The following is a 25,694-nucleotide window of genomic DNA, read 5'->3' as shown; positions in this document are numbered from 1 at the left end:
CTAGTGACCGCGTTGATCGGTGAGATTCAGGCCTTCCTTCGCCTTCACGCGTCGGTGTTCCAGCAGCAACCAGGCGACACCGGCGACGGCCAGCGTCGCGGCGGCCACGGCGGCGATGGCACCCCAGCCCGCGAAGCCGTATCCGGCGGCCGTCAGGCACAGGCCGAGGGCGATCACGGCCATCGCGCACAGGATGATGCCGGGGAAGTTGTACCCGTCCTCCAGGCCTTCACCGGCGTGGCTGCGGGTGGTTCGGGAGTGGTCGGGGAATTCGCGCCCGGTGCGGCGCGACATGGGGGAGCGTTGATGGGCGGGGTACGCCATGGTCGATCCTTCCCTCCGATGGACTGCGTGTGGACGGCAATACCCACTGTGTCGCGGTCCAATCGGGCCGGACGAACCGGCGCCCGCGCCGTAGCATGGGCGACCACTGGCTACACCGGTGCGGCGAAGGGATTGAGCGTGCGCACGTTGTTGACGTTGCTGATCGTGGCGGCGATCGCGCTGGTGGTCGGCGATCGGGTCGCGCTCGTGCTGGCACAGAACGCGATCGGACGCCAGATCGCCGCCGAATACCAGCTCACGCGACAGCCCGATGTCGACATCCCTGGTTTCCCGTTCCTCACCCAGGCGCTCGACGGCCGGTATCCGGTCATCGACATCGCGGTAGGCGACTGGACCGGCGACGACATCACCGTGCGCGACCTCGACGTCACCCTGCGCGATGTGTCCGCACCGCTGGGTGATGTGCTCGGCAACCGGACCTCGAACCTGGTGGCGGCGACGGCCACGGCGACGGCTGTCGTCCCCTACGACGTCGTACGAGGGTTCGCTCCCGACGACGTCGAGTCCATCGAATTCGGGTCGGACGGTTTGAGCGTGGCGGGCCGGTTCCCGGTCGCCGGGATCATGGTGCCCGCCACGGTCATCGTCACCGTCGCACCGACCGCCGACGGCATCGAGGTGACACCCGTGTCCGTGCGCCACGCGGCCGGGGGTCCGACGATTTCTCTCGGCCTGATCCAGCGGAGCCTGACCTTCGTCGTTCCCTTGCAGAGCCTGCCCCTCGGGGCACACATCACCGCGATCACCCCGGCCGCCGACGGTCTGCACGTCACCGCGGCGGCCGAGAACGTGCGTCTCGCCGACGGCTAGGTCAGGATTTCGACATAGCCGTCGGCGCCGTTCACCCGGATGCGCTGCCCGTCGCGGATCAGGTCGGTCGCGTGTTCCACCCCGACCACGGCGGGTAGCCCGTATTCGCGGGCGATGACCGCGCCGTGGGTCATCAGGCCGCCCACTTCGGTGACCAGGCCGGCGATACCGACGAACAGCGGTGTCCAACTGGGGTCGGTGTAGGCGGTGACGAGAATGTCGCCCGCTTCCAGATCGGCCTGACCGATGTCGAGGACCACCCGGGCTCGCCCTTCGATCGTTCCCGCCGAGACCGCCATGCCCGGCAGAGCGCCCTCGGGCAGGTCTTCGCGTCGATACGCCCCGGTCACCGCCTCACCGTCGGAGGTGAGAACCCTTGGCGCACTGAGCGTCCGGAAGATATCGAACGCATCTCTGCGCTGGGCGACGAGGGCCTGGTCCGCCTGCTGGACGCGCACCACCTCACGCAGTTCGTCGAACCGCAGGTAGTAGATGTCGTCGGGTTCCTGGAGTACACCGGCCGCCACGAGTCGCTCGGCTTCACGCGACAATGCCTGCTTGTATACGAAGTAGCGGCTGACCATGCCGTACTTCGGGTACTCCCGGTAACCGGCGAAAGTGCGGACCCGATCGATCATCCGCTCGGTTTCGGAGGCCTTGCTCTCCCCGTCCGGCAGCGCCCGCAATTCCCGCAGGATCCGTGCCCGCTGCGCTTCGGCGTCGCGCAAACCGTCTTCGAAACGTTCTGTGCCCGCGCCGTTTTCGAAGTTGCGCACATTGCCGAGGATGGTCGGCACGAGAGTGGTCGGGTCCTCGCTCCACCGTGTTCGGGTGATGTCGATTTCGCCGACGCACCGCATGCCGTATCTGTCGAGGAATTCGGTGATCGCGACCCGCGCCGCCGGGCCACCCGAACGCTGCTCGAGTTCACCGAGGAAATCGTTCGCGCCGTTCTCCTCGACCGCACGCAGATATTCGATCACCTGCGGGTGCGGGCGGATGGCATCGGCGACATCGAGCAACGCCAACCCCATTTCCGAGGTCACATTGCCCGGCACCGACTGGGTGAGCGCATCGGCGGCGTTCTTCTCCCCGAGCCATTCGCCCAGGCGGTCGTTGAGCCATTCGGTTGCCTCCATGGCGGCCGTGATGATCTGCAATCCGCGCGGGGAGAACAACACTCGCCGCAATTCCGCGATATCGGCGTGGATGAAATCGAGCAGGGCGGACCCGGACAGGGGGGCGATGTCGCGTTTCAGCACGGCGAGCGAGGTTTCGCAGTCGGCGATCAGTTCGTCGACGATCACCGGGTCGGTGTCGATCGGAGCGGGTGCGGGGGGCGCGGTAACCGGATCGGTCTGCGGCACAACGGGAACGAAGCCGCGCTCGAGCACGGTGCGCAGCGCGTCGCCCATCAGGGGATCGGACTTCCCGAGCGCCTCGGCCAGCGCGGGGCCGGCCGTCGGCGAGGCCAATCGCTCGGTGACGTCGACGAACAACCGCCCGCCCGCGTCCCGCATCGCCGCGTGACTGGTGAGCTGCCACAGCGAAATCCCGAGTGGTTTCATGGCGTCGGTCATCATCTGTTGATGACCCACCGACACATACACGCGGTGGGCGTCGTCGGCCGCCTCGGGAATCGGGAACAGGGTGGTGATCGGCCTGCTCTGCACGAGACGGATCTCGTCGTCGAGACACCACTCGATGTCCTGCGGCGAGCCGAAATGCGCCTCGATGCGCCGGCCCAATTCGGCCAGTCGCAGCACCTCGGCATCCGAGAGCACCGGTTCGTTGCGGCGATCCTCGTCGATATCGCGCACCTCGGTGCCGCCCGAGCCCACCGGTTCGACGGCGATCTTCTTGGTGGCGATGGTCTTGCTGACCTCCCCGTCGCGCACCTTGTACACATCGGCGTTCACCAGACCGGAAACCAGTGCTTCACCGAGACCGAAACCGGCGTCGATGGAGACGACGGTCCGATCCGACGTCACCGGGTCGGCCGTCATCAGAATGCCCGACGCACGCGGAAACACCATCCGCTGCACCACGACCGCCATCCGGATCATGCTGCTGTCGAACCCGTTTCGCAGACGGTAGGTCACCGCCCGGTCGGTGAACAGCGACGCCCAGCACCGGCGGACATGGATGAGTACCTCCGCCGCGCCGATCACATTCAGGTAGGTGTCCTGCTGACCGGCGAACGACGCGGTCGGCAGATCCTCGGCCGTGGCGCTGGAACGCACCGCGTACGCGGCGTCGGTGCCGAGCCGGGCATGCGCGGCGAGGATCTCGGCCGCCACGTCCTCGGGCACCGGCAGTTCCTCGACAGCCCCGCGGATCGCCGCACTTGCCGCGGCGATCCCCGCCCGATCGTCGGGCGAGAGGGCCGCCAGTTCGCCGATCCGTTCCCGGACCGCCGACGCGCCTGCCAGCGCCCGATCGAACGCCTCGGTCGTCACACAGAACCCCTCGGGCACCCGCACCCCCTCGATGCGCGCCAGCTCACCCAGGTTCGCACCCTTGCCCCCGACGATTCCCACCTGCGAACGGTCGATCTGCCCGAACTCGAGAACAACACCCATAACCCACTCCTCACCTGCGATTTCAGCAGTACGCGAGCGATTATGGACCACATTTCGATGTCTCATGAGCGGCCGCGATCGTGTATACAGTGAGAAGGGGAAGGGAAACGCGGCGAACCGCCGCCGAGCCGGGCTCGACGACGGCCGGACGCCGATTCAGGCAGCGACAGCGCGGCGACGGGGTTCGAGTGCGGCCGCGACCAAATAACTGCCACCACCGGCCAGCGCCAGCACCCAATACGGGCTCGCACCCGTCAGGAACAGCGCCGCCGAGGACGTCAATGCCAGCCACGCACCGAGCGCGTACTGCAACACGTCACGGTAAGCGGCACCACCGGCGAGGTACAGCAGGCCGACGACGAGTCCGGAACCGGTGGGCCACAGCAGCATTCGCACGTTGTCGTCGGCCAGCGCCGAACTCAGCGCCGTGATGACGAAGAACAGTGCTCCGAAACCCACCAGCCACGACGCGGCGAGCAGATTGCCGACCACCGCCTCGGCCCCGGTGGCGCCGCGCTTGGCGCGCATCGTGACCACACTGGTCACCACCATCGCGATCAGCAGGCCACCGACCAGCAGTGCGCCCGGCACCGCGGCGGGCAGCCGCACGAGCGGTGAATCACCGTGGGACACAGCATAAGCGCCGTGCCCGAGCAGCCACGCGGCACCGAAACTGAGGTAGGACGGACGGTTGTCGAGCAGAACACGCAGAGCGGACATCGCAATTTCTCCAGGATCAGTGGGGGATTTCAGGACTCGGTGTCGGCGACCAGGACGACTTTGCCGACGACGGTGCGCGATTCGGCCAGCCGCATCGCCCGCCCGGCCTCCGACAGCGGCACACGCGCACCGATCTGCGCGCGCAGCACGCCGCGCGCGGCGAGATCGAAAACGGCCGACAGGTCCTCGGCGATGCGGGCACGGAAACGCGGCAGATCGCGCTTGCCCGCCCACAGATTGAAGAAGTGCGCATTGCGCTTGTTGGGCAACGCGTTCCAGACCAGCAACCGGACGAGCAACCGCAGGACCGGAAGCCGCGAATTGCCCTCGTCGTCCTTGGTCGACGCGGTGCCGTAGGACACCAGGGTGCCACCGGGCGCGAGCAGTGCGAACGAATCCGCGATCCCCGGGCCGCCGATGTGGTCGAACACCGCGTCCACGCCCCCGGGTGCCAGCGCCCGGACCTGCCGACCCACATCACCGCGATAGTCCACCCACGTCGCGCCGAGCGCACGCACGGCCTCGGCATGACGCGCCGACGACGTGCCGATGACCTGAATGCCCTTCGAGCGGGCCAGCTGCACCAGTGTCGAGCCGACGCCCCCGTTGGCGCCGTGCACCAGCACGGTCTGCCCGGTGCGCGCCTTCGCGACGCGGAACAACATCTGCCAGGCCGTGATGCCGTTGACGACAAAGGTTTCCGCCGCATCGGCAGCGAGTCCGTCGGGCACCGCGACGAGATCGGCGGCATCGAGCACGGCGTGACTGCTCCACCCGCCGATCTTGGTCAGCGCGGCCACCCGCCTGCCGACCATGTCCGGCTCGACGCCGGCACCGACCGCGAGGACGGTACCGACCAGGTCGTAACCGGGAACGAAGGGGAAAGGTGGCTGGTCGTAGTACTTGCCGCGCCGCATCTGCTGCTCGGCGAACGAGACGCCGCTCGCCTCGACCGCGACCACAGCCTGGCCGGGACCGGGGGCGGGCAACGGACGCCGGGTCACCAGCAGACCATCAGGATCGACCCGGTCGGGCAGGACGATTTCGGTGGCGATGACAGACATGATTCTCCTAGTGTGTGACTGGTCAATCACTCGATGGGTCAAAAAAATGCCCCGCGAGGGGGCATCGGTTCGGTCAGCCGGCGTCGGGGTGCCGGATGCCCGCGGTGACGATCCTCGCCCACGGGCTGTCGTCACCGTCGAGGCCGAGGGTGGTGATGAGGTGGCAGAGCTGGCCGAAGGCGATGAACCGCTGGACGTGCTCGTCCGCGGCGCCGGAGCGGTGTTTGGCGAGCTCGGTGATCCGGGCGAGCCCGGCGCGCATCGCCGCGCCGATCTCGGGCACCTCGGCCACCGATTGGGCGTGGACCTGCAGCATGAGCAGGCTCCGATCGCTGATCAACTGCGCATAGGCGCCGCCCATGTCGTAGAGGATCTGCTCGGGGCTGTCGCCGGCCGACTGTGCCGCACCGGCCGACATGGCCGCCGCGATCCGGTCGAAGCACCGCTCGAGCGCGGCGACGAACAGGGCGACCTTGCCGGGGAACAGCTTGAATACATAGGCAGGGGAGATCTGTGCCGTCGCCGCCACCGTGCTGATCGGCGTGCCGTGGTAACCGGTGCGGGCGAACTCGACGATCGCGGCGTCGACCACGGCGTCGCGGCGGATGTCGGATCGGGAGAGTGTTGCTCCGCTCTTGCTCATGTGAGTGACTGTACACTCACTCTTTCGAGTGCGTCAACTCCGCGAATTATCGAGTTCCGGCCCGGCTCGGGCGTTCCCGCGCCGGGCCGACTCGTCAGCTGCAGCAACTCGCGCCCGACGCCACCGCCTTCTGCTTGGCCTCGGTGCCGCAGCAGGCGCCTTCCGCCTCGGCCTCCGCTGCGGTGCCGCAGCACGCGTCGGCCTGCTCCGCTTCGACGAGTTGCGGTGCGCTACCGAAGGTTTCGCTGTCGCCCAGGACGGTGTAGACCTCCCACCGCTCGGCGTCGGGCGCGCTCACCCATACCTTGTCCTGGGTGGCGAAGCAGCAGGTCGTCGCGATCTGCTCCTCGGTGAACAACCCCGCCTGCGAAAGGCGCGCGATCTCGCCGTGGACCTGCTCGGACGACTCGACCTCCACGCCGAGGTGGTTGAGGCTGCCGCCCTTGCCCGCGTTCTCGATCAGCACCAGCTTGAGCGGCGGATCGGTGACGGCGAAGTTGGCGTAGCCGGGCTTGCGCTTGGCCGGCTCGGTGGCGAACAGGGTCGAGTAGAAACGCACGGCCTGGTCGAGATCGTCGACATTGAGGGCCAGCTGAATTCGGGACATGATCGAACCTCCACTTGTGAGACATATGTCGAAGAACTTGCGAGCTCGAGTGTGCTCACCTTTTCGACATATGTCAATACCGAGCGTAGAGTCGTCGACATGCCCAAGGCGCTACCCGTGATCGATATGTCCGCTCCCGTCTGCTGCGCACCCGTGGCGGCGGCGCCGGTCGACGATGCCGCCGCGCTGGAGGTGGCGTTGCGGCTCAAGGCCATCGCCGACCCGGTCCGGGTGAAACTGCTGTCCTTGCTGCTCACCACTCCGGCAGGGGAGAGCAATGGTGGTGACCTGGCCGGTGCCGTCGAGCTGAGCGAGTCGACCGTCTCGCATCATCTCGGGCAGTTGCGCAAGGCCGGTCTCGTCGAATCCGAGCGACGCGGGATGAACACCTTCCACCGGGCACGCCGCGAGGCGCTGTCCGCGCTGTGCACGGTGCTCGACCCCAACTGCTGCAGCTGAGCCGACGGCCCCTGGAAATCGGTGACCGAACGGTGGCGTGGTCGTTGCATTCGGTGTGAACCGGGCCAAAAGCGCGTGCCGTGCACCGATCGGCCCGGGTCGGTCCGCATACGCTCTCGGCTATCGACGACCGATGCGAAGGACGAACCGTGATCGACATCCGCGCCCGCGTGGGCCTGGCACTTTCCGCCGCCGTACTGGCAGGCACCGTCACCAGCGTGCTGGGAACCGCTCCCGCCCAGGCGGCGGGCTGCGTAGACGTACACGTCGTCGCCGCGCGCGGAACCAACGAACCCGGCGGCCTGTGGAGCCAGTACTGGCTGGGCTCCGTGGTCGGAAACCCGGTCTACGCGGCCATCGATGCCGCCTTGTCGCAGTCGACGAACGCCTATCGGGTGCAGTACCCGGCCGGTTACGACCAGCCCGCCTCCGTGCAAGCAGGCAACCGCGACCTGGTCGATCATGTGGTCGAACGGGCGGCGGCCTGCCCGGACCAGAAGTTCGTGCTCGTCGGCTACTCCCAGGGCGCCAACGTGGTGGACAACTCGATCGGGATCAGCAGCGAGGGCGCCCGGGTCGGCGGCCCGATCGTGGCCACCCTGCCCGCCGAACTGGCACCGAGGATCGCGGCGATCCTGTTGTTCGGCAACCCTATTCGCGGGGTGGGCCGTGAGGTCACCGGTGTGTACGCCGACCGCACCTACGACGTGTGCAACGACAACGACCCGGTGTGCGACCCGCAGGGAACGGACTGGAACGTCCACCTGCAATACCAGGGGTACGCCCAGGAAGCCGCGGCCTTCGTCGCCGACCGGGTCTGACCCCGCGTCGACGACAGCGCGTGGGGGATGATGGTCGGGTGGGTACCGACAGCAGTTCCGAGGTTCGACCGAAGCGCCGCAACGGCCCTCGGCTGCCGCCGGACGAACGTCGAACGCAACTGCTCGACGCCGCCCTGCGGGTGGTCGGCAGCGAAGGTATCGCGAACTTGACCATGCAGGCGGTCGCCAAGGAAGCGGGCGTCGCCAAGCCGGTGCTGTACGCGATGTTTCCGACCGCGCCGGAGCTGGTGGCACATCTGCTGCACCGGGAGCACTCGCGCGGAATGGCGCAGGTTTTCGCGGCGATGCCGGGTGATCTGCGCGGATCGGATCCCGACCGCGAATATGTCGGAGCGGTCATGGCCTTTCTCGAATCGGTGGCGGCGGCGCCGACGCGTTGGCGCCTGATTCTGATGCACAGCGACGGCGCCCCCGCCGATTACCGGGAATTGCTCGCTGCCGCCCGCGACAAATTGCTCGACCAGTGTGTGGACCTGCTGAACGCGGGTTTCGCGGTGCGCGGCGGACCACACGATGCCGATGTGGAGCTGATCGCCCATGTCATGCTCGGTTTCACCGAGGTGCTCGGCAGGATGGTGCTCTCGGACCCGCAACGTTTTCCACCCGAACGACTGCGCGCCACCGTCCGTTCCATGGTGCGGACCTTGCCCCAGGAGCCGAGCACCGACTCCCGGTGATTTCGCGGACTTCTACCGCAGGTCGACGTCGGCGACGAGCAGTACCGGCCAGGCGATCACCTGGCCGAGGATCGAGAAGAATCGGTCCAGCCCGGACAGCTCGCCGAGGTGATCTCGATGCGAGAGCAACCACACCAGTCCGATCGCGACATAGGGGATGCCACCCGCGATTGCCAGGTACATCATCTGACGGATACTGAGCCGGCGTTCCATGAGTTTCGTGAGCACGTGTTCTCTCCTTCGTTCAGGCCATGTCGCCGAGGATCGGCTGTGATTCGATGAGCCCCTCGTCCGAGGGTGGGAGTCCTCTGCTCAACACGCGATCGCGCTGCTTGCGGCGGAGTGCGTGATGGGCTCGAGCGGGGATGTCGTATCCGTATGTCCGCTGTGCTTGCCGCGGTGTGGTCGTCACCGGGTTCTTCGGCGGTATGCCGAGCAGGACCGGCCCCGCAACCGGCACCGTCGTCGGCGAGATCAGTTGCAGCAGAAGCAGCTCGAGCCGGGCGTTGAAGCTGACCAGGGTCATCGCCGCGCTGAGCCATGGCACGACGAGTGCGTCGAGAACCCGTCCGGTCGGCAGGCCCGCCATCTCCCGCATCCACCGCGGCATCGTCGCCAGCGTGCCGCGTCGCAGGAAAGCCGCCACGAGCTTGAACATCGGACGCAGTACCAGCGGCATCGGCGGCAGCATCACCTCGGCGTCGAGCAGGTGATTCATCGCCTTCTTCGCGATGTCGGATCCGATCAGCTGCGGGCGCATACGTTCGAAATACTGGGCGACGCCCTCGCGGGTGCGGGGAATGTCTGCCGGGTCACAGGTCTGCAGTTCCGCGGCACGGGCGCACTCGTGCCAATACCGCGATTCGTCCGCCGCGCTGAGCCGGCCGGGGCCGTACTTCTCGTAGGCGATCAGGAGCGAATGCCATGCGGTCAGATGGATCCACAATTGCGAATCCGGATCGTTGGCGTCGTAGTGCCGACCGGTCACCGGATCGATCCCGACAGCCTTGGAGTGGATCTTGACCAGAATATCGGCCGCGCTGACCGTCGACCGGCTGTCGGCGAACATCACCATGGCGAAATAGCGCAGCGTGCGGTCGTAACGAGTGCGCGGGCGCGTATAGATCGCGCTGGTCGCATCGACAGCCGCGATGAGGTTCGGATCGAGTTCCTCGATGACGACCGCGCGTTGGAAACCGATCGTCAATCCGGTCGGGTAACTCCATACCCGCCATGCGACGGATTCGGGTCCGAAGAAGCCGTAGTCCTCGGCCGGTTCCACCTCGGGCAGTGAAAACCAGGTTCGCAAAGAGCCCATGTGGCCCTCCTTCATCGTGTGAGCAACGGAGTATTGAGTTCGCTGACCAGCCAGCGGTCGGTGTCCCTGCGCAGCGACATGTTCACCGAGAGCTGGCCGGGAGCGGGCGTGCCTCGGGTGCCGAGGCTGGTGATGGTCTGATTGATGACGGCCACGGCCCGCGCGGTGGTCTCGTCGGCGGACTCGATGGCGCAGGTGACGTTGCCGACGGTGGAGACGACCTGGCCCTGTACGAGCACCTCACGCAGATCCTTGCTGGTGGCGTCGAATTCGGTACGCCAGGCGCCGGTGGCCCCTGCCAGCACCGCGGCGAAATAGGTGTCTAGGTCCTTGGCGTCGTAGCTGGCCAGGGTGGGGGCGTAGGCGCAGGCGGCCTGGAGCGCGGCGTCGCGGGCCTGCTCGCGGGCACGGATGCGGTGATTGTCCACGGCGAGCGATGTCGCGATCGCGACGGCGCCGATCGTGGTGACCGCAGCTGCCGGAAACAGGATGCGGCGCAGTGTGTTTCGCCGAGGTTCGGTAACCGGGGCGGAGCTCTCCGGACTCGGGTCGTCGGGGAGTGGGTTGTCGGGTTCGGTTGTCATACGAGGATTCCTCTGCGTGGGTAGGCGTCAGTTGGCGGGCAAGGGGACGGACAACTCGTCGCCGGTGACTCCAGGTGGCGGGCCCGAACCGTTGTCGGGCCCGGCGGGGCGGGGCGCGTTCGCCGACCCGCGGATCTGCAGTTCGGGGTGGTCGGTGACGCAGTAGTTGTAGAGGCGGGTGCGGCCGTCGGAGACCTCGGCAGGGGAGACCGGGACGGTCTCGTACTCACAGGTGGGGCGCGGCCAGATGTCGGCCATGGTGTGAAAAGCGTTGTCGTGGGCGGGGATTCCCAGTGCGATCACCGCGGAGCGCAAGGAGGGGAACAATGCTGTCATGGCCGGTGTGCGCAGGCGGGCCGCGCGGGTGATGGCGACGAAATTGGTGACCAGACTGGTCAGCGGGTCACCGGTCTCGGTGAGAACACCGTCGAGCGTCGCGAGCCGGTCGGGCCCCTGGTCGAGGAGTTCGCGCACTTCGTGGTCGGCGGCGTTCATCTGGTCGAACAGCGTGCTCGAACCACGCACCAGAGTGGCGAGGTCGGGCTGGGCGTGTGCGGTGGTGGCGGCGATGACGCTCAGGTTGCGGATCAGTTCGGTGGTCTGGGGCAGCAGCTCGGCGAGTCCGGCCGTCGCCTGGCTCAGGCCACTGATCACACTGCGCAGCACCTGGGGGCCGCCACGCAGCGCGCGGTCGAGTTCGTCGACGATCGCGGTGAGCCGGTCCGGATTCATCCCGGCGATGAGAGCGCCGGTGTTGTCCAGGAACGAGTCGATCGTCACCGGCGTGCTCACCTGGTCGGCGGGCACGGTCGCCCCGTCGGCGAGATAGGGCGCCTCGCCGGTGACGGGCCGGAAATCGAGGTACTGCTCGCCCGCCGCCGACAGGCGACTCACCGCCACCGGCGTGCCGACGGGAATCAGTGTGGCACTGTCGATTTCGGTCTCGGCGAGGACGCCCGACCCGTCGATGCGGATCGCGCGCACCGACCCGACCTCGACCCCGCGCACCGTGACGTTGCTGTGGGGGAGCAGTCCGCCGGAGCTGTCGAGCTGGACGCGCACGGTGTAGGTGGTGTGCAACGGCCGCACGCCGATCACATCGATGGCGATGTAACCCGACCCCGCCGCCAGCATGGCGACCATGCCCAGCACGGCTCCCATGGTCTTGTGGTCGTGCGCCCAGCGGGCCAGCCGGACGACGACGGTAGCGGTCCACCCGATCATCGGTGACCCCCTTGCAAGCGGCCGAGCACCCGCGCGAGCACCTGGGCAAGGCTGCCGACGAAGGCGGTGACGTCGGTGCCGTCCGGCAACCGGCTGCCCTCGGTGTCGGTGAGGGCGCCGACGTCGAGGTACGAGATGCGTGCGGCCACGGCGAGACTCGACCCGCGCATCGAAGCCCGTGCCACCGGGGCCACCGTGTTGAGCCGGTCCAAGGTGGTGGCCAGGTCGTCCCCCATCCGGGTGAAGCCGCTCATCAGTTCCTGCACACTGTCGAACAGGCTCAGAAACTGTGGGCCGGTGGTCGAGGTGAAATCGCCGAGCGCGGCGGTCACCGTCGACACCTTCGTCGTGAGATCGGTGATGGCGCGGTTGTTCTCGCCGATCACCCCGATCAGTTCCGGGAAGGTGTCGGCGGCCCGGCCGAGTTCGGTCTTGCGTGCCCGCAGGGTGGTGGTTAGCCCGTGGAGACCGTGCAGAACCGAATCGAGCTGCGCGGTACGCTGATTCAGCGCGGTCAGCGTCGCGGTGAGTTCGGTGAGCAGATGCGACAACTGCGGGCCTCGCCCGCCGACGATGGCGTCGAGTTCGGAGGTGATCCGCGCGACCTGATTCATCGCGCCGCCGTCGAGCAGCAGCGACATCGCGGTCATCAGCTCCTCCACCGAGGCGCCCGCCGAGGTGTGGTCGCGGTCGATGACATCACCGTCGGTGAGCAGCGAGTTGCCGGGACGGTGCTGCGGCAACACGATGGCGACATGGAGGTCGCCCAGGGGAGTAGGTTGTCGCAATTCCGCGCGGGTGCCGTGCGGTAACGCGATATCGCGGCGCAGTTCGAGTTCGACCTCGGCGCGGAAGTTCGTCGTCTCGATCCCGGTCACCACGCCGACGTCGGTGCCGCCGATCTTGACCCGTGCGCGCTCGGGCAGGTTGAGCGCGTCGTCGAAGACCGCGTGCAACCGGTAGGAGGGCCCGTCGACACCGGGACGGGGCAGTGGGACGTCGTCGACGGTGACCGTGCACGAGCAAACGCCGAGGGCGGTGAGCGCGGCGGCCGTGACGCGGGCGGCCCGGCTCATGCGGTGAGTCCCAGCAGTGCGGCCGTCAGACCGAAGTCCGGCCCGAAGTCCATCAGTTTGCCGGTCCGGCAGCCGTCGGAGCGCAGGGACAACCGGGCGCACAGCAGCGCGAGAGCTTCGCTGTCGAGCACGGACTTGTCGGTGAGCAGGTGCAACCGCAGGGCCCCCTGTTCCGGGTTGACGGCGCGCGCGAAATTGTCGGCCATCAGAGGCGTCACATCGATGATCTCGGTGAGTCCGCGTGCGTTGTCCCGCATCTGGCCGGTGATGGCGACCAGGCGGTTCACCGCGTCGGTGAGCGGGGTGTGGTTGTCGGCCAGGACGGTGGAGGTGTTGGCGATGAAATCGTTCACCTGGGTGAGGACCGCGCCCAGCCCCGGAGCCTGCTCTTCGAGCAGCGCGACCAGTTCGGTCAGCCGACCGCTGAAATCTCGCACCGTCCGGTCGTTTCCGGCGATCATCGTGGTGAGGTCGTTGAGTTCGACGATGGTGCGCGAGATCTGGTCGCTGTTGGCCAGCGACACGTCGAAGGTGGTCGCCAGCGCGTCGAGGGTCTCGCGGATCCGGTCTCCGTTGCCGTCGAGCATCGGGAACAACACCCGGCTGGCCATCGGGCCGTTCGCGCTGTCGCCCTTCAACGCGTCGCCGAGCTGTTCGAAATTGCGCAGGATACGGTCGAGTTCGACCGGTGTCCTCGTCCTGGCCAGCGGGATGTGGGCGCCGTCGGCCAGGGGCGGTCCACCGCCGGTGCCCGCCGGGGTCAACTCGACGTGGCGGTTGGTGATGAGCTGCGGCGAGACCAGCGCCGCCTTGACGTCGGCGGGCAGTTCGATGCCTGGCTCGATGGTCATCGCGACCTCGACGAACGCCCCCTTGGGCGCGATCGCGTCGACCCGTCCGACCGGGACACCGAGGACCGCTACGTCGTTGCCGACGAACAAGCCCGCGGTGCTTTCGAAGTCGGCGGTGAGGTGGACGGCGTCCGGTTGTAGCGACACCGGAACCGAGGAACAGCCCGCACCGATCCCGGTAGTGATCACCAGCGCGAGGCATCGGAGCAGTCGTCGCATCTACTTGCACCCTTCGACGGCGCCGGCCAGGCACAGCCAGTTGTCCGGGAACAGCCACGGCATGTAGATGTCGCCGTAGGGTCCCTGCGCGAACGTGTTGTTGAAATGGCGAACGGCTACCGGCATCACCTGGTACAGCGCGGCGAGGTGGTCGCGGTTCTTTTCCAGGCCCTGTGACATCGTGTTCAGGCTGTGGATGAGCGGGCCGAGTCTTCCGCCGTCCTCGATGCCCATGTCCTGCAAGATCTTCGACGCGGCGGCGATGTTGTCGAGCAGATCTGCGATCAGGTCGCGGCGGCGGCTGACGGCGGCGCCGATCGCCTCGCCTTTGGTGAGCAGCTCGAGCACGCTGTTCTGGTTGTCGGCGATCAGACCCGACACCTGGTCCATGCTGTTCAGCAGTTGGTCCACCTCGTCGCGACGGGAGGCGATCACCCGGGCCAGCGCGCCGACGCTGTCGAGTGCCTGCGCGGTGAGGTGCGGTGAATCGCCCAGCTGGGTGGCCACCGTGTCCAGGCTCGCGCGCAACGCGTTCGGGTCGAGCCGTTCGAGATGCTCGAAGGAGTTGCGGTAGGTCGGGTCGTTCACGACCTTGGCCAAGTTGTAAGGAACGGTGGTGGCCGACAACGGGATACGGGCATCGGGCAGCTCGCCGCCGGTGCCCGGGTCGAGCTCGACATGCATCTTCCCGAGAATGGTCGACATCTTGATCGCAGCCTCGGCGTCGTGGCCGAGGCCGAGGTCGGGGCGCACGCTCATCGTCACCAGCACGCGGTCGCGTTCCAGTCGTACCGAAGTGACCGTGCCGACTTCGATCCCGGCTACATCGACGCTGTTGCCGGTGCGAAGACCGGCCGCCTGGGCGAATTCGGCCCGCAGGGTCGCCTCGCCCAGGTGCGCACGAGACAGCAGCCCGGACCCGAGGACCACCGCTGTCACCGTCACCCCTGCCGCGATGCCCAGCGAGAAGTTCCGGTTGCCGAACGCGTCGACCAGGGTCGTCCGGATCAGCTGGAACAGGAATCCGATCATCGACAGACCTCCGAGTGCGCGTTGCCGCCGACCTGGGAGAGCACGCCGCGGGGGAACAGCACGCCCCACAGCGAGACATCGAGGTTGCAGACATAGGTGTTGACGTAGGTGCCGTCGCCGCTGATCCGGGCGAGCCCGGACATGATCAGCGGTAGTTCGACGGCCGCCTGGTCCAAGCGGGCGCCATTGGTGAGCAGCAGATCTACGCCCGCGACGGCCTGCCGCTGTGCCTGCGCCATTCCCGGGGCCACGCGAGCGATGAGATCGGTGAGTTTCGTCGTCGATTCGGCGATCCCGGTGACCGCCCCACTGAGCACCGCGCCCTGTTCGTGGAGCCCGGTGACCAGGGCGCGCGACTGGGCGATCAACGTTTCCAGCTCGCCGCTGCGATGCGCCAGGCTGGTGATCACATCGCTGAGGTTGCTGATCACCGCGCCGAGGATCTCGTCGCGCTCGGAGAAGGTGGCTGCCAGTGCGGCGGCCTGAGTGATCAGTGCCGACAACGACACTCCGTCGCCTTGCAGCGCCTGCACGAGGGTTTCCGACAGCGAGTTCACGTCGTCGGGTTGCAGCAGGCTGAACAACGGCTCGAAGCCCGACAGCATGGTCGAGACGTCGAAGGAGGACTCGGTGCGTTCCAAGGGGATCGAGCCGCCGGCAGGCAGCGGTTCGCCCGGCGATTCCCCCGGAGTCAGTGCCACATAGCGTTGGCCGATCAGATTCTGATAGCGGATCAGCGCTTTCGTGGTGGTGCTCAGCTGTTGCCGCGACTGCACGGACACGGTCACCCTGGCGTGCTTGCGGTCGACCAGGTCGATCGCGTCCACCCGGCCGATCCGCACACCGGCGATCCGCACATCGTCGCCGGTACGTAAACCGAGCACGTCGGTGAAGGTCGCACTGTAGCGGTGGGTGTCACCGGGGACCGAGCGCTGCAACGTCGACCAGATCGTGAAGGTCGCGATCACGGACAGGGTCACGAAGACAGCGAGCCCGAGATGGGTTGTGCGGGGACGCATATCAGTGTCCTCCTGAGGGCTTGGGTGTGACTGTGACGGTCGCGCCGGTGAGCGCGGAGCCGAGCAGAAGCAACTGTGTGGTGTTCGGGCGTGCGCCCAGGAACCCGGCCACCGCGGCGGGTCCGGTGAGGGCGATCGGTCCGGCGGGCGGTGGGGAACCGGGCGGTGCGGTGAGGCCGGGGATCGCCGCGCCGGGCAGCGACAGTCCGGGCACGGGTGGCAAGGCCGGGAGGCCAGGCACCACCGGGCTGGGTGCGGGTCCGGCGGCTGGAAGATGGCCGGGCCGCAGCTGCGGTGGAAAAATCTGTGCCGCAGGAGAATCAGGAATCGTCGCGGTACCGCATCGCGGACCTGCTTGACTGCCGTAGCGGGGGCAGTCGGCAGCTGTGTACTGGCGGAACGGTGTGAACGAGACGGTGATGTCCCACTGCATCTGTCTGCTGGGACCCCAGTGGAACACCGTGGCGAGCCGGCTGAGCGAATCACCGAGCGCGGTAACGGTTTCGGTCATCGCCGCCGGATCGGCAGCGAGCGCACCGAAGGTCGCGTCCAGTCCGACCACGAGTTCCTTGCCCGCATCGGGGTTGCGCGCGAAGAGCGCCTGGGTGGCGGCGGTTGCCGCCTCCGCCGAGGTGAGCAGTTCGATGACCTGATCGCGGCGCGCGGTGATGGTCTGCGCCGTTTGGACCGACTTGCCGAGGGCGTCGGCGAGTTCTGGCGCCGACTGGTTCACCGCGGCAGTGGCTGCCCCGAGATTCCCGAGCAGCTCACCTATTCCGGGCAGGGCGCGTACCTCGGTGATCCACCGGTCGAGGCGTTCGATCGTCGAACCGGGTAGCCGGGCGTCACCGTCGAGCGCTTCGGCCAGAGTGGCGAGCACCCGGGCAAGCGTGGCGGGCTGCACGCGGTCGAGCACATCGCGCAGGGTGGTCAGCGTCGTCTGCAGCGCCACCGTGGCCCGACCGGTGTCATGCTCGATCACCGCTCCGGCGTGCAAGGGTGTGGTGGCCGGCCCGTTGTCAACGAGCTCGATCGCTGTGACGCCGAAGATGTTGGCCGGAACGACCCGCGCTGTCACCGTGGCCGGGATCCCGGCGGCGGCAGCCGGTTCCAGCTCCAGGTCCACGCGTTGCCGAAGACCTTGCTCGGCGATCTCCACCGCGGACACCGAGCCGACCAGCAGTCCGCGAAAGCGCACGTCGGCGCGCGCGGGCAGTCCGTCGCCGGTGCTCGTCATGAGGGCGGTCACCGCGACGGTGTCCTCGAAGTGTCCGCTGTATCGCAGCCCGAGCAACGCGACCACCCCGGACAGGCTCAGCGTCATCGCCACCCCGGCCGCGCCGAGTCGCCGACGCGACCAGCCGCGCCCACTGGGATCTGGATACATGTCGTTTCCCCTATCCCGAGATCCGGATACCGGAGTCGACGCCCCAGATAGCCAGTGTGAGAAGCAGATTCAGGAAGACGACGACGATGATCGTCACCTTGATGGCTCGCCCGGCCGCGACGCCGACACCTTCCGGTCCGCCGGCGGCGATGTAGCCGAAGTAGCACTGGACGAACGTGGCGACGAGCACGAACGCGACCGCCTTGAGCACCGAGTAGACGATGTCGCCCGGGTCGAGGAACTGGTGGAAGTAGTGGTCGTAGGTGCCGATGCCGTTGCCGCCGAGGAAGATCGCGGTGATCTTGGTGGTCAGGTACGCGGTGGCCATGCCGACGGCGTACAACGGCAGAATCGCGACGGCGGCAGCCAGCATGCGAGTGGTGATCAGGTAGGGGAGGGGGCGGATGGCCATCGACTCGAGCGCGTCGATCTCCTCGGCGATCCGCATGGACCCGATCTGTGCGGTGAATCGGCAACCCGCCTGGGCGGCGAATGCGATGGTCGCCAGTAGCGGGGCCAGCTCCCTGGTGGTGGCGAAACCCGAGATCGCGCCGGTGAGCGGGCTCATCGTCAACAGATCGAGCGCGGTGTGCGATTCCATGCCGACGGTGACGCCCCCGAAACCGCACAGGATCACGATCACCCCGGCGGTGCCACCGCCGACGACCAGTGCGCCGTTGCCCCAGGTGACATCGATGATCAACCGTGTGACTTCTCTTCGGTAGTGCCGCAGCACGAACGGAACGGCCAGCAGCGCTCGCACGAAGACGACGCCCTGGTGGCCCATCCGCACGTTCGCCTCGACGACCGGCGTTGTCGCTGTTCTCGCCGCGTGGAACGGACGCAGCAGCGGTGGCGTGTAATTCGACATCTCAGAGCACCTTGGACGGCAGCAGGGTGTTGTAGATCTGAGTGAGCGCGATATTGGCCGCGAAGAGCACGATCGCCGAACTGACCACCGCGGAGTTCACCGCGTCGGCGACCCCACCGGGGCCGCCTTCGGTGTTCAGGCCGCAATCACAGGCGATGATCGCGGTGAGCGCGCCGAACACCGCCGCCTTCACCAGCGCGACCAGCAGGTCGCTCGCGACGGCGAACGAGGCGAACGTACTGAGGTAGGAGCCGGGCGTGCCGTCCTGGACGAAGATGTCGAACAGGTAGCCGGTGGCGAAACCGATGAACACGACGAACCCGCACAACAGCATGCTCACCAGCACCGCCGCCAGCAGTCGTGGTGCCACGAGCCTGCGCACCGGGTCGACGCCCATCACCCGCATCGCGTCGATCTCCTCCCGGATCGTGCGGGATCCCAGATCCGCGCAGATCGAGGAGCCGACCGCGCCCGCGATCATCAGCGAGGTGACAAGTGGGGCGCCCTGCCGAATGATGCCGAGGCCGTTGACGGCACCGATGAACGTGGTGGCCCCGACTTGGCTGACCAGGGCGCCGATCTGGATCGAGACGATCGCGGCGATGGGAATGGCAACGAGGAGTGTCGGAGTGACTGAGACAGTTGCCATGAACGAGCTCTGCCGGAGAAATTCGGCCAGCGGAAAACGGCGATTGCCGAGTGCTCGGATCAGCTCTGCAGTGGCTTGCCAGGCCATGCTCACCTGTCGTCCCGCGGTCTCTATCGCGCGTCGCGGATGGTTGCGCCACCAGTCCAGACAGAAGGAGACGATGAGGTCAAAATCTGTTGGCACACTGGTGGATACAAATTTCGGACCCATCACAACCGCCTCTGTGTGAATGCGGTGGTGGACTCGTGCGACCACTACCGGCGAGATTTCTACTACAGCGTAGGTGTATTACTACGCGCCCGTAGTTTTCTGTCTGGGACTGTAGCAAGAGGTGGTCGTGACTGTCGAGGAATCGAGGCATCCCGGCTTCGCTCGCGTGGCGCGATGGTGCGGCGTACCGGGCAGCAATAGGGGAACCCGCACGAGTAACGTGCCGGGGAGGCCGGTCAGCCGTGCCAGCGGCGGTAGACCTCGGCGGCGGCGGGGTGCAGGGGGACGGTGCCGGTGCCGATGAGGAAACGGCCGTCGAGGAATTGGGTGCCCGCGGCCTCGGCGGGGACCAGGGCATCGGCGTGCCAGAGGAGGAGTTCGACGATGGCGGCGGCTGTCTCGTCGGGCAGGGTCGCGGTGGCGAGAAGCAGGTTGGTGACGCCGATGGTGTGGACCGCGGGGCTGCCCGGGTAGGCGTCGGCGGGGATGGCGACGTGGTCGTAGACGGGGCCGTACTTCGCGCGCATCGGTGCGACCAGTGCGCCGAGGTCGAGCAGCCGCATCGGATCGGGCACGGTGAGGGCGGCGGTCGGTACGCCGCCTGCCCACAGCAAGGCGTCGATGCCGCCCTCGGTCAATGCCCGGGTGGCCTCGCGCAGGGGACGATGTTCGATCACCACATCGGCGGCCGGGTCCAGGCCTGCCGCGGCCAGGAGGCGCGCACCGGTCACCGCGGCACCCGAACCGGCCGCGCCGAGGTTCACCCGTCGGCCACGCAGGTCGGCTACCTGTTCGATGCCGCTGTCGGCACGAACCGCCAACTGCAGGTAGTTCTCGTACACGCGGCCCAATGCCAGTACTCGGCCGCCGAAGTCGCTGACCGAATCCGCCAGTGCCAGTGCGGTTTCGACCTCGCCGTCGGCGATCATCCGCAGATTCTGTTGCGAGCCTGCCGTTTCCACCGGCTCGATCCGGACGTGGTCGGTTTCCTTCGCGGCCGCGTCTGCCAGCAGCCGGGCGAAGGCGAAATAGAAGCCGCCGTCCTCGCCGGAGGCCAAGCGCACTGTCGACCGGTCGCCCGTGCCACAGCCGAAGAGCGCCGCCGAGGCGAGCGCGGTCAGCGCGAGCATCCGACGACGCGTCATCGGCACCGCGCCGCTCACCGGGTCACCGCCTGCATCGGACAGTGCCCGCTCAGCACGGCGCCGCTCATCGAAGCACCGCCGGTAGCCGGATCGCCACGGCGAGGCCGTGTGGCCGCACCGCCTCCACCGCCAGTTCGCCACCGTGTGCTCTGGCCAATGCCTGCGCGATCGAAAGTCCGAGTCCGGTGCCGCCCGGAACAGCTGTGGTGCCGCGGAAGAAGCGGGTGGTGAGTTTTGCGAGTTCCTCCGGTTCGACACCGATCCCGTCATCGGCGACCCGCACCGTCACCCAGCCCTGCTCGGCCTCTATGGCGACCTGGGTGTGCGCTCCGGCACCCGCGTATCGGCAGGAATTGCTCAGCGCCACATCGAGAATCTGCGCCAGCGCCGCCGAACTGATCGCCGCGGTCACCTCCCCACCGTCAGGCGCCGAAATCCGAGCGGCGTCCGAGTCGATCGCGCCGTCCAGTGGCGAAAGGTGCGCAGTGGCCGAATTGATCGCGCCGTTGTCGTTCGACGCTGGAATGTGCGCTGCGGCCGAGTCGATCGCCCCGCTGTCGTCTGGCATTGGGTCGTGCGTAGCGGCCGAGCTGATCCCGCCGCTGCCTTGCGACGAGGAAACACAAGATGCGGTCACGCTGGTCCCACCGGACGCACCACTCGAATCCAGCGGCTGAACGCGAGGAGCCGACCGTGGGGCCGCCGCCAACTGAACGCCCGCCTCCTGGAACGCCGACACCCATGCATCGATGCGGTCGGCGACGACTTGCGCCGGATCGCACTGTTCCTCCTCGGAAGCCGCGGTCCCGAACGACGCGGGTGCTTCCGCCACGGCCAGTTCCAGCAGATCATCCAGCAGCGCGGTCAACCGTTCCACCTCCGCGGTGGCGCCGCGAAAAGTCGCCGACGCAGTGTCGGGCACGGCGAACTCGAGTGAGTCCAGTCGAATCATCAAGGCAGCCAGGGGATTACGCATGGCGTGTGCGGTATCGGCGACGAGTTGACGTTGTGCGTCCGCGGAGTCACCGACTGCGGTCGCCATGGCGTCGACGGACTCGGCCAGCGCGCGAACCTCGGGCGGGCCGCCGTAGTTCCTGGTGATCGGTGCGCGCCCGCGCGGTTTGGGCAGGGTGGCGGTGAGCTCGGCGACGGCGTCCGACATCGCGGCCAGCGGACGCAGCACCCAGCGGCTCAGAACGAGCGCCAACAGCATGAAGCCGATCATCGCGCCCAACCCGCCGACCGCGATCACAGCCCAGGTCCTGGCGATAGCGGCACGAGCCGCCGCGGTCGACGCCTCGATCACGACGGCGCCGTTCACCTGCACGCCGGTGCCGACGGGGCGCGCGACGAGCATGACCGGTGCGCTCCACGGTGTGAGCCGATCCTGGTGCTGCGGGCGCTGGTTACGCCGCGCCGCCGCCAGCGCCGCGCTGATACGCGAATCGGTCACCACCACACCGGCATTGACGATCGGCGCGCCCCGCGCGTCGACGACGAGCACATTTTCGCCGTACAGCTCGTGATAGCGGTGCACCTCGTCGGCGAGCGCGCGCACCCCGTCGGGGGAACCGGCCCCGTCGGCGAGAGTGGCGAAACGGTCGGCGTCGCCGGAACGGCCGAGGACCAGCTGCTGGGTGCGGCTGGTGGCGGCGGTGAGTGACAGCGGCACCGCGAAGGCCAGCACCGCCAGCGCGGCGAACACGGTGAGGACGATCAACAGTCGGCGGCGCACGCGCGTCCTCCGGTGATCACTGCCCCCACCGATACCCGTAGCCGCGAATGGTGGTGATCAGGCCCGGCCGGTTCAGTTTGGCGCGCAACCCGGTCATGTGGACGTCGAGGGAGCGGGAGACCGCGACGAACGCGTCGCCCCAGATGCGGTCCATCAGCTGCTGCCTGCTCACCGCCGCACCCGGTCGCTCCACGAGCGCCTCGACCAGCTCGAATTCCTTCTGGGTGAGCGAGACCGGGGTTCCGCCCACCTCGACCGTGCGGGCGCGCAGGTCGACGCGCACGTCCCCGGTGACGACCTCGGTTCTGCTCTGGTTGGCGACGGCGGCCGCCCGCCGCAGCACCGTCTCCAGCCGCGCCATCAGCTCCGCGATCCGCGGTGGTTTCACCACATAGTCGTCGGCCCCACCGCGCAGCCCGCGCACGATGGACCGTTCGTCGCTGCGGGCGGTCAGGATCAGCACCGGCACGGCGCTCACCCCGCGCAGTTGCCGGAGTACCTGCAGTCCGTCCGCGTCCGGCAGGCCGAGGTCGAGGAGGACGGCGTCGTAGTCGCGGTGGGCGATGAGCAGGTCGGCGCCGCGGCGCATGCGCTCGGCGCGGTAGCCGCGTGCGGTGAGCGCCTCCACCAGGGCGTCGCCCACTCCGTCGTCGTCTTCGACCACCGCAAGCCGCACGCGCCGATCCTCCCACAGGGCCTGGATCGGCGCGTGTACCGCACGGTCAGCCACGCACGGCGGCCATCGTCCGTTCCGGCTCCACCGGGTCGGCGTGGACCTCGCGTTCGGCTTCGATGGTCGACTCGGCCGAGGTCTCCCGCATGAAGTAGTACGTGAGCAGCGAGATCCCGATACACCCGGCGACGTAGAAGAAGTACAGCGACTCGAGGTCCGCCTTCTTCAGCGCCAACGCGATCATCTCGGCGGTGCCACCGAAGATGGCGACGGTCAGCGCGTACGGCAGGCCGACGCCGAGCGCGCGGATCTTGGTCGGGAACAGTTCGGCCTTCACGATCGAGTTGATCGAGGTGTAGCCGGTGACGATCACCAATGCGAGCATCATCAGGCCGAAGGCGGCCAGCGGGTTGGCGGTGTGGGCGAGGGTGGTCATGATCGGCACCGTCAGCAGGGTGCCCGCGACGCCGAAGAAGATGAGCAGCTTGCGGCGACCGATGCGGTCGGACAGTCCGCCCGCGATCGGCTGCAGCACCACGAAGACCAGCAGTGCGACGAAGTTGATCCAGGCGACGGTGTCCTTGGAGATGCCCGAGGTGTTGATCATGAACTTCTGCATGTAGGTCGTGTAGGTGTAGAACGCCACGGTGCCACCCATGGTCAGGCCCACGACCAGCAGGCATTCGCGCGGGTACTGCAGCAGCACCCGCAGCGAACCGCGCGAGCTGCTCGGTGCCGCGCCGGTGGTCTTCGTCGCGGCCTCGAACGACTCCGACTCGTCCATGCCGCGGCGCAGCAGCATCACCACGATGGCGCCGCCCGCGCCGATCAGGAACGGAATGCGCCAGCCCCAGCTGTACATCTGTTCGGCGGAGAGCACCTGCTGCAGCACGATCTGCACACCGAGCGCGGTGAGCTGGCCGGCGACCAGGGTCACGTACTGGAAGCTGGAGTAGAAGCCGCGCCGCCCCGGTGAGGCCACCTCCGACAGATACGTGGCGCTGGTGGCGTATTCGCCGCCGACGGAGAGTCCTTGCAACAGCCGCGCCAGCAGCAACAGCACAGGTGCCGCGATGCCGATGGTCGAGAAGCCGGGCGTCACCGCGATCATCAGCGAACCGGCGGCCATCACGGTGACCGACAGGGTGAGCGCGGCGCGACGACCGAACCGGTCGGCGTAGCGGCCCAGCGCCCACCCACCGATCGGGCGCATGATGAACCCGACCGCGAAAACCGCCGCCGTCGAGAGCAACTGGGCCGTCGGATCGCCGTCGGGGAAGAACGCCTTCGCGAAATACACGCTGAACGCGGCGTAGACGTACCAGTCGTACCACTCGACGAGATTGCCGATCGACCCGCGCAACACATTCGCGACGACCCGCTTCTCACCACCGACCTGTGTCGTTGTCACCTTGGACCTCCTCTATCGGCGCGGCAGTGCGCCGTCGCAGACCACTGTGTCGGCTGTCACAGCCCCCACGGAAGCCACAACGAAGGTTCCTAACGTTCCCTTAGGACGATGCCCGCCAGGGTGCGGTCCGGGCAGAAGGAAACGCCCCGAACCCGGGAGGTTCGAGGCGTTTCGCGGGGCTTCAGGTGTCAGTGGCGGAAGGCGTCCTTGGCCTTCTCGCCCGCGTCCTTGATGTTGGCCTTGGTCTGATCGGTCTTGCCCTCGTGCTCGAGGTAGCGGTCGTCGGTCGACTTGCCCGCCGCTTCCTTGGCCTTGCCGATGAGCTCTTCGGCCTTGTGCTTCGCCTTGTCCGCGAGACTCACAGTTCGTTCCTTCCAGACAGATCGCTCGGTCAGCGTCGGTGACCGTGGGCCGTCCGTTGGACCCGCTGAGCGCATACCCCGGATTCGGAAAGGCAATCAGGCGCAACCATTTTCACTGGTGGGGCTGGTCACTCCGTGATCGCGGGTACCTGTTCGCCGGGATGCGGCGGGGGCGGTGGGGTGCCGTCGCCGAAGGGGCGGCCGCCGAGTTCCTCGCGGTGGTGCGGGGTGAGCCAGTTCGACAGGTCCGGGCCCTTCGGGACGATGCCGGTGGGGTTGATGTCGCGGTGCACCACGTAGTAGTGCTCCTTGATCTGGCCGAAGTCGATGGTGTCGCCGAAGCCGGGTGTCTGGAACAGGTCGCGGGTGTAGGCCCACAGCACCGGCATCTCGCTGAGCTTGGTGCGGTTGCACTTGAAGTGCCCGTGATAGACCGGATCGAAGCGGGCCAGGGTGGTGAACAGCCGCACGTCGGCTTCGGTGATGGTGTCGCCGACGAGATAGCGCTGGGTGCGCAACCGCTCGCTCACCCGGTCGAGCGCGGCGAAGAGCCGGTCGTAGGCCGCGTCGTAGGCGTCCTGCGCCCCGGCGAAACCGCAGCGGTACACGCCGTTGTTGATCTCGGTGAACACTTCCCGGTTGATCGCGTCGATCTCGTCGCGCAGCGGTTCGGGATACAGCTGCGGCGCGCCCGGCCGGTGATAGGCACTCCACTCGGTGGAGAAATCGAGAGTGATCTGGGCGTAGTCGTTGGTGACCACCTGCCCGGTCGCGATCTCGACCATCGCGGGCACGGTGATCCCGCGCGGATAGTCCGGGAACCGGGCCAGGTAGGCGTCACGCAGGCGATGGATACCGAGCACCGGATCGACGCCGCCCGGGTCGAGGTCGAAGGTCCAGCTGAGTTTGTCGTGGGTGGGCCCGCACAGGCCGAGTGACAGCACCGGCTCGAGCCCGAGCAGGCGACGCACGATCAGGGTGCGGTTGGCCCACGGGCAGGCCCGGGCCGCGACCAAGCGGTAGCGGCCGGGTTCGACGGGGTAGCCGTCGCGGCCGTCGGTGGTGATGCGTGTGGTGATGTAGTTGGTGTCGCGGCGGAACTCGCCCTTCTCGACGTAGCTGCCCGCACCGGCGTCGGCATCGCTCATCGGGTCAGTGTCGCATATCGGACGGGCGAAA

27 protein-coding genes are annotated in these 25,694 nt (G+C 67.7%); 4 read left to right on the top strand and 23 right to left on the bottom strand.

All coding sequences use genetic code 11. The features are described from left to right. The gene (locus NCO8_RS13060) at positions 1-324 is read right to left on the bottom strand and encodes a hypothetical protein (protein ID WP_245655334.1); all 324 of its coding nucleotides are present in this window, start codon (positions 322-324) and stop codon (positions 1-3) included. A gap of 138 nt (positions 325-462) precedes the next feature. Between NCO8_RS13060 and NCO8_RS13055 the strand changes: the two genes are divergently transcribed. Further along, positions 463-1,155: an LmeA family phospholipid-binding protein gene (locus NCO8_RS13055; protein ID WP_067640120.1), complete on the top strand. Its 693-nt coding sequence runs from the start codon at positions 463-465 to the stop codon at positions 1,153-1,155. Here NCO8_RS13055 and rph read toward each other — a convergent pair. The 5 genes from rph to NCO8_RS13030 form a co-directional block, all read right to left on the bottom strand. After that, positions 1,152-3,737, bottom strand: a complete 2,586-nt coding sequence (rph, locus tag NCO8_RS13050; RefSeq protein WP_067639264.1) for a rifamycin-inactivating phosphotransferase — start codon at positions 3,735-3,737, stop codon at positions 1,152-1,154. The two genes, NCO8_RS13055 and rph, sit on opposite strands and share 4 nt — an antisense overlap. Before the next feature lie 156 nt (positions 3,738-3,893). Next, positions 3,894-4,457, bottom strand: a complete 564-nt coding sequence (locus NCO8_RS13045; protein ID WP_067639263.1) for an ABC transporter permease — start codon at positions 4,455-4,457, stop codon at positions 3,894-3,896. 29 nt (positions 4,458-4,486) lie between these two features. Continuing rightward, a complete protein-coding gene (locus NCO8_RS13040) occupies positions 4,487-5,521 on the bottom strand; it encodes a medium chain dehydrogenase/reductase family protein (protein ID WP_067639261.1) in 1,035 nt (344 codons plus the stop codon). A gap of 73 nt (positions 5,522-5,594) precedes the next feature. Next, on the bottom strand, positions 5,595-6,164 hold the full coding sequence (locus tag NCO8_RS13035) for a TetR/AcrR family transcriptional regulator (RefSeq protein WP_067639259.1): 570 nt from the start codon (positions 6,162-6,164) through the stop codon (positions 5,595-5,597). A gap of 94 nt (positions 6,165-6,258) precedes the next feature. Beyond that, on the bottom strand, positions 6,259-6,771 hold the full coding sequence (locus NCO8_RS13030; protein WP_067639257.1) for an ArsI/CadI family heavy metal resistance metalloenzyme: 513 nt from the start codon (positions 6,769-6,771) through the stop codon (positions 6,259-6,261). Positions 6,772-6,870: 99 nt separating this feature from the next. On the opposite strand from NCO8_RS13030, the gene NCO8_RS13025 reads away from it, so the two are divergent. The 3 genes from NCO8_RS13025 (at position 6,871) to NCO8_RS13015 (ending at position 8,749) form a co-directional block, all read left to right on the top strand. Next, a complete protein-coding gene (locus NCO8_RS13025; protein ID WP_067639255.1) occupies positions 6,871-7,230 on the top strand; it encodes an Rv2640c family ArsR-like transcriptional regulator in 360 nt (119 codons plus the stop codon). A 149-nt stretch (positions 7,231-7,379) separates the two neighbouring features. Continuing rightward, the gene (locus tag NCO8_RS13020) at positions 7,380-8,051 is read left to right on the top strand and encodes a cutinase family protein (RefSeq protein ID WP_245655333.1); all 672 of its coding nucleotides are present in this window, start codon (positions 7,380-7,382) and stop codon (positions 8,049-8,051) included. Positions 8,052-8,089: 38 nt separating this feature from the next. After that, a complete protein-coding gene (locus tag NCO8_RS13015; protein WP_084457009.1) occupies positions 8,090-8,749 on the top strand; it encodes a TetR/AcrR family transcriptional regulator in 660 nt (219 codons plus the stop codon). Positions 8,750-8,761: 12 nt separating this feature from the next. On the opposite strand, the gene NCO8_RS13010 is transcribed toward NCO8_RS13015, so the two are convergent. The 17 genes from NCO8_RS13010 to NCO8_RS12930 form a co-directional block, all read right to left on the bottom strand. Continuing rightward, positions 8,762-8,977 (bottom strand): hypothetical protein, encoded by a 216-nt coding sequence (locus NCO8_RS13010; protein WP_243749965.1) that lies wholly within the window; start codon positions 8,975-8,977, stop codon positions 8,762-8,764. A 16-nt stretch (positions 8,978-8,993) separates the two neighbouring features. Continuing rightward, a complete protein-coding gene (locus NCO8_RS13005; protein WP_067640116.1) occupies positions 8,994-10,067 on the bottom strand; it encodes an oxygenase MpaB family protein in 1,074 nt (357 codons plus the stop codon). Between the two features lie 11 nt (positions 10,068-10,078). Beyond that, entirely contained in the window at positions 10,079-10,651 is a 573-nt protein-coding gene (locus NCO8_RS13000) for an Rv1363c family protein (RefSeq protein ID WP_067639253.1), read from the bottom strand. A gap of 27 nt (positions 10,652-10,678) precedes the next feature. After that, positions 10,679-11,875: an MCE family protein gene (locus NCO8_RS12995; protein ID WP_084457007.1), complete on the bottom strand. Its 1,197-nt coding sequence runs from the start codon at positions 11,873-11,875 to the stop codon at positions 10,679-10,681. Next, on the bottom strand, positions 11,872-12,951 hold the full coding sequence (locus NCO8_RS12990) for an MCE family protein (RefSeq protein ID WP_067639251.1): 1,080 nt from the start codon (positions 12,949-12,951) through the stop codon (positions 11,872-11,874). Before NCO8_RS12990 ends, NCO8_RS12995 begins: the two co-directional genes overlap by 4 nt. Then, entirely contained in the window at positions 12,948-14,021 is a 1,074-nt protein-coding gene (locus NCO8_RS12985; RefSeq protein ID WP_067639249.1) for an MCE family protein, read from the bottom strand. Before NCO8_RS12985 ends, NCO8_RS12990 begins: the two co-directional genes overlap by 4 nt. Beyond that, positions 14,022-15,053 (bottom strand): MlaD family protein, encoded by a 1,032-nt coding sequence (locus NCO8_RS12980; protein WP_067639247.1) that lies wholly within the window; start codon positions 15,051-15,053, stop codon positions 14,022-14,024. It abuts the gene before it with no gap. Beyond that, positions 15,050-16,072, bottom strand: coding sequence for an MCE family protein (locus tag NCO8_RS12975; protein ID WP_067639245.1), 1,023 nt, complete (start codon positions 16,070-16,072; stop codon positions 15,050-15,052). Before NCO8_RS12975 ends, NCO8_RS12980 begins: the two co-directional genes overlap by 4 nt. A 1-nt stretch (position 16,073) precedes the next feature. Continuing rightward, complete coding sequence (locus tag NCO8_RS12970) at positions 16,074-17,459, bottom strand: MCE family protein (RefSeq protein WP_067639243.1); 1,386 nt, start codon at positions 17,457-17,459, stop codon at positions 16,074-16,076. Between the two features lie 10 nt (positions 17,460-17,469). Then, positions 17,470-18,330, bottom strand: a complete 861-nt coding sequence (locus NCO8_RS12965; protein ID WP_067488943.1) for an ABC transporter permease — start codon at positions 18,328-18,330, stop codon at positions 17,470-17,472. A gap of 1 nt (position 18,331) precedes the next feature. Further along, on the bottom strand, positions 18,332-19,189 hold the full coding sequence (locus NCO8_RS12960) for an MlaE family ABC transporter permease (protein ID WP_084457004.1): 858 nt from the start codon (positions 19,187-19,189) through the stop codon (positions 18,332-18,334). A 236-nt stretch (positions 19,190-19,425) separates the two neighbouring features. After that, positions 19,426-20,334 (bottom strand): TAXI family TRAP transporter solute-binding subunit, encoded by a 909-nt coding sequence (locus NCO8_RS12955; RefSeq protein ID WP_067640112.1) that lies wholly within the window; start codon positions 20,332-20,334, stop codon positions 19,426-19,428. Between the two features lie 64 nt (positions 20,335-20,398). Then, entirely contained in the window at positions 20,399-22,069 is a 1,671-nt protein-coding gene (locus NCO8_RS12950) for an ATP-binding protein (RefSeq protein ID WP_067639240.1), read from the bottom strand. Between the two features lie 16 nt (positions 22,070-22,085). Then, a complete protein-coding gene (locus tag NCO8_RS12945; protein ID WP_067640110.1) occupies positions 22,086-22,745 on the bottom strand; it encodes a response regulator transcription factor in 660 nt (219 codons plus the stop codon). A gap of 46 nt (positions 22,746-22,791) precedes the next feature. After that, positions 22,792-24,153 (bottom strand): MFS transporter, encoded by a 1,362-nt coding sequence (locus tag NCO8_RS12940; protein ID WP_067639238.1) that lies wholly within the window; start codon positions 24,151-24,153, stop codon positions 22,792-22,794. Between the two features lie 188 nt (positions 24,154-24,341). Then, complete coding sequence (locus tag NCO8_RS12935) at positions 24,342-24,515, bottom strand: CsbD family protein (RefSeq protein ID WP_067639236.1); 174 nt, start codon at positions 24,513-24,515, stop codon at positions 24,342-24,344. 128 nt (positions 24,516-24,643) lie between these two features. Next, complete coding sequence (locus NCO8_RS12930) at positions 24,644-25,663, bottom strand: glutathione S-transferase family protein (RefSeq protein ID WP_067640108.1); 1,020 nt, start codon at positions 25,661-25,663, stop codon at positions 24,644-24,646. Positions 25,664-25,694 lie beyond the last annotated feature (31 nt).

The sequence above is a fragment of the Nocardia coubleae NBRC 108252 genome (assembly GCF_001612805.1).
In the GTDB taxonomy this organism is placed as follows: Bacteria; Actinomycetota; Actinomycetes; order Mycobacteriales; family Mycobacteriaceae; genus Nocardia; species Nocardia coubleae.
This window is presented reverse-complemented; position numbering and strand designations above follow the sequence as displayed.